A 7,692-nucleotide genomic window follows, 5' to 3' on the forward strand; every position below is an offset into this window, starting at 1 on the left:
TATTTATTTAATCCTTGGTAGGTTGCGTCTTTAAGTAAAGCGCACTTTCGTGGCGTTCGCCATAGAGAATTTGCGCAAGCGCATACGCAGCGCGGTCCCACCTGAACTGGTTGGCTCGCGCGTATCCGCGTTGACGATGCCACTCGCGGACATCGTGTTGTGTGGTCATCACTTCGATCTTCGCTGCGATATCAGTGGCAGAAAACGGATCACAGTACATGGCCGCGTCGCCACAGACCTCGGGAAGCGAAGCTTCCGAAGACGTAATGACCGGACACCCGCAGCGCATGGCCTCTAGCGGCGGAAGTCCATAACCCTCGTACAAAGATGGGAAAACGAGGCAGGCAGCGCTTCCATACAGCGCCCTCAATTCGCCGTCCGATACAAAACCTGCCCAAGTTACCTTATCTGATTGCGCGACGCCCTGCACGTCTTGTGCGGCGAAAACACGCGGATTTGCTCCTCCCGCCACGACGAACTTGATGTCGGATTTTTTTTCGAGCAGCTTCGTAGCATCGAGCACGCGCTGCAGATTCTTGCGAGGATCCAGGCTCCCGACCAGAACACAGAATTTCCCTTTCTCAAGCGATAGACGAGTGAGAATAGCTGGATCAGGCTCTATGCGATCCATGTGATCCGCGCCGGGACGAATGACCTCGACATGCGATTCCGCTAAGCCTAGATGGTGGCAAATGCGCCGTTTCGAGAAGTCCGATACGGTGAGAATCAGTCGGGTCTGCTTAGCGAGAACTGAAAACTTGAATCGGTACCAAAAAGAAAACTTCTTCGAGAATGCTTGAGGGACGTCGTAAACCGCCATATCGTGAATCATCACCAGTTGACGACGTTTGAGCAGCGGCCCGGTATTGCACAAGCTGATCAGTGTGTCCTGCGCCGATTCGAGCGGCAAAACGACTTGCTCCCATAGGTTTCCCTTGAGCAGCTGCGGCAAACGCCCTTTGCGGCTGGCTAGTCCAAGGTCTTTGGCGTCGGGTGGCACCACGAGCGGCAGATCGTTCGGAGTCGAAGCCTGCGCCTGCAACGCCCGCGTCAATTCAAATGCAACGCGTTGCACGCCTGTGATGCGTTGAGATGCAAATTTGCCATTAATGGTAAACCCCATGGACCCCCCGTCAATACTGCGAATTATTCCGGTGCGTACCGGCTACGACGTGGTACGAAGGCTTATCGTTCGGCCACGGGAATTTGTGAACTTGCATTTGTCAGACGTTCCAATTCGGCCGTCTCAGCTACTTCAATTAGAAGCCGTAAGTCCGACACGAGAACGGCGGATGACCGCATGTTCAAGGCATCAGCGGTGTTAATCAACTTCCTAATTCGCTCCAGCGCAAATTGCACTGCTTTCATGGAAAGCTCTCCGAGGAAGATACCCATTGCTCAACGACGAGGAAGGCGAGTCCCGGACAAATTAGTCCGAGAAGGAGGATCCCGGCCCAGCGACACGTGCAGTCAACGTCAGTGGTACACGCGCATTGGTGTGATGAAGACACACAAGAAGTTTTTCTTGCCGCTATATTTGGCTCTGTGCGGGAAAACACTGACGTACATGCCGTACAAAAAAGCAAGCACTAAGAATCCTTTTGTTTCAAAATTGAAAAACGTTGCCGATTTTTAGATCGTACGTTCACTCTTTAATGAGCCCGCGCTTCACCTTTACGCCTGGCGAAATCCACTGATAAAATCGGCTCCATCCTTACATGTGCTTGACATCTTAAAATTGGTGGTCCCAACTAACGTTTTCGCGCAAAGGTTTGCGCGAAATTCATCAGATGGAAGACATGTAGCTCAATCAAACAAGTCGGCCGATTAGTCTGATGAATAAGACGGAGCGTACTTGCTGTTTTTTGCTCTAAGCAGACCCGATTTCCGCTAGCTAACTGGGCACCTAATACCTGAGTTACTTGATCGCATAAGGCACTTCGCAGCAGGCACGCGTTTTATCGTACTCCTCATTGGTTGAACAAGACTTTTTTCGTTTTGATGGAATGTGAGCATTGAAATTTCGAGCGCTTTGGACTTTGGTGCCCTAGACCACATTGAACCTCGTAAGCAATCTACGATAGTTAGTAGGCCTAGGACCTGTTCTCTGGAGGTGCATTCGACTGATACGCAGCATTCGACAACATCTTTAGAGCAAAGTAGGGCGCCGCTCGTCTAAGGACGATCATGCGAAAAGTCAACAGCCCTATTGGACAACGCGTCGGTGCGAACGCTCCACCGTGTGTCCGCCGTCCCGCCAGTACGAGATGCCGACGGTCTCCCTACAGAGGCACGCGGTTGGCCAATCTCGACTTGAAGGGATTTGGACTACGAACCTTCGTTCACGGAGTCGTCTATGTGGATCATCGACCGAGCGCGCGCATTCTTCGCTCTCATCGCTCGTGCGGCTTCAGTTGTCTGGGTGTTGTGCACATTTGTTTTTTTGGTCGTTCTCATGTCGCTTTTCAGCAAGTTGGAGCAGCGATCGGAAAGGTTGTCGAAATTCCGCCAAGACCGGAAGAATCGACATCCGATGGGCGCAAACCCCTCCACCGTGCCCGCTAGCGGAAAGCTACGAGATTCGAACGAATAGCTGATTCACCTTCTAGAGCGCGTGTTGTTACGCGCCCCAAAAAAACGAGAGCGAGTTTATGCTGAATCTTCAATCGGATCTGCACGGAAATCATTTGTTGCGAGCGTTGCCACTGGAAGAATGGCAGGCGCTCGCACCCGATCTCGAGATCATCGAGTTGCGAGCGGGACAGGTGCTTTGCAATGCACATGACTCGTTTCTTCATGTGTACTTTCCGGCGTCCGCGGTCATCTCGCTGTCACATGCGTTGGACGGCAATTGCTCGGTCGAGATTGCAACGGTAGGGCGTGAAGGCATGGTTGGCGTGCCCGTTTTAACGGAAGGTGACACCATGCCCACGATGGTCACAGTGGAATGCAGCGGCACCGCGTACCGCATGGACGCGCATCTGCTGCGAGAACACTTGCAGCGCTCGCGGCTCCTTGATCGCCTTTCCATGCTTTATATCCATGCGTTCTTCACGCAGATCGCGCAGAACGCGGCATGCAATCGGTATCACTCGCTAAGCAGTCAACTCTGTCGATGGCTTCTGGTCGGGCTCGACCGGGCTTCATCGAATCAATTGCGCGTCACGCAGCAGCACATCGCCGACTTGCTGGGGGTGCGTCGCGAAGGCGTCACCGAAGCAGTCGGAAGATTGCACTCGCACGGCGTCGTGTATCAGACGCGCGGCTGCATTCGCGTTCTTGATCGCAAGGCGCTCGAAGCGCGTGCTTGCGAATGCTACGGTCTTATCAAGGCGGAGTTCAATCGCTTGCTACCGGCGACGATCACGACCCCGTAAAGAGAATGAGCTTGTCGCTTGCAAAAGAGCAGGTGCATCAACGAGCTTCAGACACCGAACAGGAGATGCTGTGATGGCCCGTGTGCTCATTCTCAATCTTGCTGCGTCATCGACGTACACCGCCGACAACGATCTAACCATGCCGGTCGAGATACGGAACGAAGCGGGATCGGTAATAAAGCGCGTGATACTCGCGAGGGCGTGGCCAACGAGAGTCGAATTGCCGGACGACTTCGAAACGCGTGGTGTTCCAGCCGATGAGGCAAAGCCGCCTAGCGGCCTGGCCGTAATCATCGTTGCAACAAAAACATACGGCGGTCAAGAAGCACAGCGTCGGCTCATGCTCATTGGTCGCTTTAGCCAGCATACCGTCGATTTCATGCTCGACGTCTCAAGAAGTGGTTAGTAAGGCCTTTTGACCGTCGCGCCGCTTAGACGGTCCCTTTTAACTTTTCTATTGTGAGCGGGCTTATGAAAGTAACCGTCGTTGGTACGGGCTATGTTGGCCTTGTTACAGGCGCATGCCTGGCCGAAGTGGGCAACAGCGTTCTTTGCATGGATGTCGACCAAGAAAAAATTGATTTGCTTAACCGGGGCGGCATTCCCATTCACGAGCCAGGACTCAAGGAGCTGATTCAGGGCAACGTGAAGGCAGGACGAATCAGCTTCACGACGAGCGTCGCCAAGGCGGTAGAGCACGGAGACGTACAGTTCATTTGCGTAGGTACGCCACCTGATGAAGATGGTTCCGCAGACCTTCAATACGTATTAGCGGCTGCCGAGCAGATTGGCAAGTACGCGCAAGGTTTCAAGACGATCGTCGACAAGTCGACCGTTCCGGTCGGCACAGCAGATAGAGTCGCCGACACCGTGCGAAAAGCGCTTGATGCCAGGGGCGTAAATCATCAATTCTCGGTCGTGTCTAATCCTGAGTTTCTGAAGGAAGGCGCAGCCGTTGTCGACTTCATGCGCCCGGACCGGATCGTACTTGGCTGCGCGTCCGATACCTCGGGCGAACGCGCGCGCGCCATGCTTACGCGTCTTTATGCGCCATTCAATCGGAACCACGAACGTACGATGTATATGGATGTGCGCTCCGCCGAATTCACGAAGTACGCTGCTAATGCAATGCTTGCGACGCGTATCTCGTTCATGAACGAGTTGGCGAATCTCGCCGATATGGTGGGCGCGGACATCGAGGCAGTGCGGCGTGGCATAGGATCGGACCCGCGCATCGGCTACGATTTTCTTTATGCGGGTTGCGGCTACGGTGGCTCGTGTTTCCCTAAGGATGTGCGTGCATTGATTCAAACAGCGCATGAGTACGGCCGCGATCTGCAGATACTGAACTCGGTGGAGTCGGTGAATCATGCGCAGAAGGACGTGCTTGTCAGCAAGGTCTGCGCGCGGCTTGGTGAGGACCTGACGGGGAAAACACTTGCGGTTTGGGGGCTGGCCTTCAAGCCGAACACCGACGACATGCGCGAAGCACCGAGCCGCAGGTTGATTGCCGAATTGCTCAAGCGAGGCGCGACTGTTCGTGCATACGATCCGGTTTCTTCGGAGGAGGCGCAACGGGTTTTCGCGCTTGACTTGGCAGACGACCCTTCGTACGGCGCAAGGCTTAAATTTTGTAGCAACCAGTATGAAGGAGTGAAGGACGCCGACGCGCTTGTAATCGTCACCGAATGGAAAGCGTTCAAGAGCCCCGATATCGCAGCGCTGCATGCTGGTTTGAAGAAGCCGTTAATCTTCGATGGGCGCAACTTGTTCGATCCCGAGAATATGGCGGAGCTGGGCTTTGTCTACGAGGCCATCGGTCGGCCCACGGTTGAGCCGAAGTAATCCCTAAAAGATAAAGGCGTTGCGGGTTGATTACTCGCAACGCCTTTTTTCGCATCCGAGGTGTTCGGTCACACTTGCGACTCGGTCACCGCTACATTGCTTCGACTTGGTACAGGAGCCACTTCTTTTTCGGCACGGAAACGAGCTAGCCTGACTTCGATGAACGCCGAGAACGACGCCTTGAATTTTTCGGTGGAAAATCTTTCGGCATTTTCGCGGCATGCGCGCGGATCGAACAGATGCGCGTTGCGCTCGAAGCGCTCGATGGCATCGATAAGCGACTCACACGTTGGCTCCTTGAAGAAGAGGCCTGTGGGGCGTTCGCGTGGCAGGCCGATCACCGTCTCCAGTGCGCCGCCTTTGCCGAACGTGACGACCGGCGTGCCGCATGCTTGGGCTTCTATGATCGATATGCCGAAGTCCTCCTCGGCCGCATACACGAAAGCGCGCGCGCGCTGCATGTGGTCACGCAAGACTTCGAATGACTGATAGCCGAGGATCTCGACGTTCGGACCTGCGGACGCACGGATCTTTTGCATGTCAGGACCGTCCCCGATCACGACAAGACGCCGCTCTGGCGTGCGGGAAAACGCCTTTACGATAAGGTCGATGCGCTTGTACGGTACAAGTCGCGATGCGGTCAAATAGAAGTCGTCTTTCTGCGTTCGCATGGGAAGTGAACGCACATCGACCGGAGGATAAATCACAGTCGAGTCACGTTGGTATGCCTTCCTGATACGGCGCGCGATGAAGTGCGAATTGGCGATCAGATAATCCACGCCGTTGGTCGAGCGTGCGTCCCATACGCGAATATAGTGCAGCAAAAGCCGCGCCATGACCGACTTCAACCCCTTGGTCAGGCCCGCTTCGTTGAGATATTGATGCTGTAAGTCCCAGGCATAGCGAACCGGCGAGTGAACATAGCTGACATGAAGCTGATCCGGCCCGGTAATTACTCCCTTGGCAACCGCGTAAGAGCTGGAAATGATGAGATCGTAACTTGAAAGATCGAGCTGCTCGATTGCTATAGGCATTAGCGCCAGATAAGACCTGTAGCGCTTTTTTGCAAAGGGCATTTTTTGAATGAAGGACGGGTGTACTTTGCAATCCTTGACGCAGGCGCGGTCTTTAAGAAAGTCAACGATGGTGTAAATCTCGGCGCCTGGAAAGCACTCGATAATTTGCTGCAGAACTTTTTCCGCGCCTCCAGACACCACGAGCCAATCATGGACAATCGCAATTTTCACGGTTTTCCCTCGTTTAGAGAAACGAATGAGGAGACTTTCTTAGGCTTAAGGCCTTATGGTCCTAGGTAGAAATCCCAATTTTTGTGGTGTACCTAACACTTCGATGGCCGCCAACGAATTGCAAGGGAATCCTCAAAATAGGTGAAATTGTTTCGGGCGTTTTGCCCTGCCGCGTATATCGTTTCCAGTAAAGAATGACCGGACGTCGTGCTTAAAAACGCAGATCGTACGTCTGTTGGTTAGCGCACAACGTCGAGCATTCGAGCTGTTCATACTGTGGTCAACCAATCGAAAGTTTCGAGAGTTCTTCCTTGCATGATCGTGCATTCACAAGACGAGCTCACCGAGTAAGGTGACGCAGTGACTTGTGGGCTCGAATGGATGGATCACAGCAAGCGCTACATAGAAATTCTTAAGGAGAGAGGGATGTCGCTTCCGAGGAGACTGTTCAACGGTGCAAAGGGGTGGCTCCCTGATACCGCGTATCTCATGCTCTACCATCGTCACAAGGTAGGACGTTTTCCCAACGTGCGCGCTCCCGAGACGTTCAACGAGAAGATTCTTTACCGGTGTCTTTTTCCGGACCCCCGGTATGCGGACCTTGCGGACAAGCTCAACGTGCGCGACTACGTTCAGCGCAAGGTCGGTAAGCAATATCTGACCGAGATAATCGCCACACCAGAGAGGTTCACCCGCGAGGAGTTCGATTCTCTGCCGATAAGCTTTGTGATGAAGGCGAATCACGGTAGTGGATTCGTCAAGCTCGTTCGCGACAAGGCCGAGACGTCCTTCGAGGAGCTCGACGCGCTTGCGCGCGAATGGCTGATCACCGACTTCTATCGCATAGCGCGGGAGCGTCACTATCGGACCATCAAGCCGCGCATTTTCTTCGAAGAGCTTTTACTCGATTCCAGCGGTGCCGTTCCTGCTGACATCAAGATCCATTGCTTTTTTAACGGAAGAGACAGCCAGCCCACGATTTACATTGCGCTCATTTCGGACCGGTTTGGCGAGCATCCACGTGGCGACATGTATGACGGGAACTGGAACCGGCTCGATATTGCGATCGGCCACTATCCGCGTAGTGAGGTGGGGGGGGCGCGCCCCCCCCGCGTTGAACACATTATTAAAGTCCCCCGTATACATTATGAAAGCGTCCTAAATTTAAAAATTAATAAATAATAAAACAAACAAATAAAAAAAAAAACACAGTATAACTTAAA

6 protein-coding genes are annotated in these 7,692 nt (G+C 53.5%); 4 read left to right on the forward strand and 2 right to left on the reverse strand.

The features are described from left to right. Nucleotides 1–7 precede the first annotated feature (7 nt). Nucleotides 8–1,123: a glycosyltransferase family 4 protein gene (locus NCR98_RS22225; protein ID WP_250527293.1), complete on the reverse strand. Its 1,116-nt coding sequence runs from the start codon at nt 1,121–1,123 to the stop codon at nt 8–10. Nucleotides 1,124–2,651: 1,528 nt separating this feature from the next. Between NCR98_RS22225 and NCR98_RS22230 the strand changes: the two genes are divergently transcribed. The 3 genes from NCR98_RS22230 to NCR98_RS22240 all read left to right on the forward strand — a co-directional run bounded on the left by NCR98_RS22230 (nt 2,652) and on the right by NCR98_RS22240 (nt 5,222). Then, a complete protein-coding gene (locus tag NCR98_RS22230) occupies nt 2,652–3,377 on the forward strand; it encodes a Crp/Fnr family transcriptional regulator (RefSeq protein WP_244831387.1) in 726 nt (241 codons plus the stop codon). Nucleotides 3,378–3,450: 73 nt separating this feature from the next. Then, nucleotides 3,451–3,783: a hypothetical protein gene (locus NCR98_RS22235; RefSeq protein ID WP_250527294.1), complete on the forward strand. Its 333-nt coding sequence runs from the start codon at nt 3,451–3,453 to the stop codon at nt 3,781–3,783. A 65-nt stretch (nt 3,784–3,848) separates the two neighbouring features. Then, nucleotides 3,849–5,222 (forward strand): UDP-glucose dehydrogenase family protein, encoded by a 1,374-nt coding sequence (locus tag NCR98_RS22240; protein WP_250527295.1) that lies wholly within the window; start codon nt 3,849–3,851, stop codon nt 5,220–5,222. A 68-nt stretch (nt 5,223–5,290) separates the two neighbouring features. On the opposite strand, the gene NCR98_RS22245 is transcribed toward NCR98_RS22240, so the two are convergent. Next, nucleotides 5,291–6,469 carry a glycosyltransferase family 4 protein gene (locus NCR98_RS22245; protein ID WP_250527296.1) on the reverse strand — a complete coding sequence of 393 codons (1,179 nt, stop codon included), beginning with the start codon at nt 6,467–6,469 and terminating at the stop codon, nt 5,291–5,293. A 426-nt stretch (nt 6,470–6,895) separates the two neighbouring features. Here NCR98_RS22245 and NCR98_RS22250 point away from each other — a divergent pair, with 426 nt between their 5' ends. Beyond that, on the forward strand, nt 6,896–7,651 hold the full coding sequence (locus tag NCR98_RS22250) for an ATP-grasp fold amidoligase family protein (RefSeq protein WP_250527297.1): 756 nt from the start codon (nt 6,896–6,898) through the stop codon (nt 7,649–7,651). The last annotated feature ends 41 nt before the right edge of the window (nt 7,652–7,692 follow it).

The organism is Caballeronia sp. GAWG2-1, assembly GCF_023631405.1.
Lineage (GTDB): Bacteria > Pseudomonadota > Gammaproteobacteria > Burkholderiales > Burkholderiaceae > Caballeronia.

What these genes read in the sequence shown, in the direction of transcription:
- NCR98_RS22230 (WP_244831387.1), top strand. Translation starts at nt 2,652, where the DNA reads ATGCTGAATCTTCAATCGGATCTGCACGGAAATCATTTGTTGCGAGCG.
- NCR98_RS22235 (WP_250527294.1), top strand. Translation starts at nt 3,451, where the DNA reads ATGGCCCGTGTGCTCATTCTCAATCTTGCTGCGTCATCGACGTACACC.
- NCR98_RS22240 (WP_250527295.1), top strand. Translation starts at nt 3,849, where the DNA reads ATGAAAGTAACCGTCGTTGGTACGGGCTATGTTGGCCTTGTTACAGGC.
- NCR98_RS22250 (WP_250527297.1), top strand. Translation starts at nt 6,896, where the DNA reads ATGTCGCTTCCGAGGAGACTGTTCAACGGTGCAAAGGGGTGGCTCCCT.
- NCR98_RS22225 (WP_250527293.1), bottom strand. Translation starts at nt 1,123, where the DNA reads ATGGGGTTTACCATTAATGGCAAATTTGCATCTCAACGCATCACAGGC.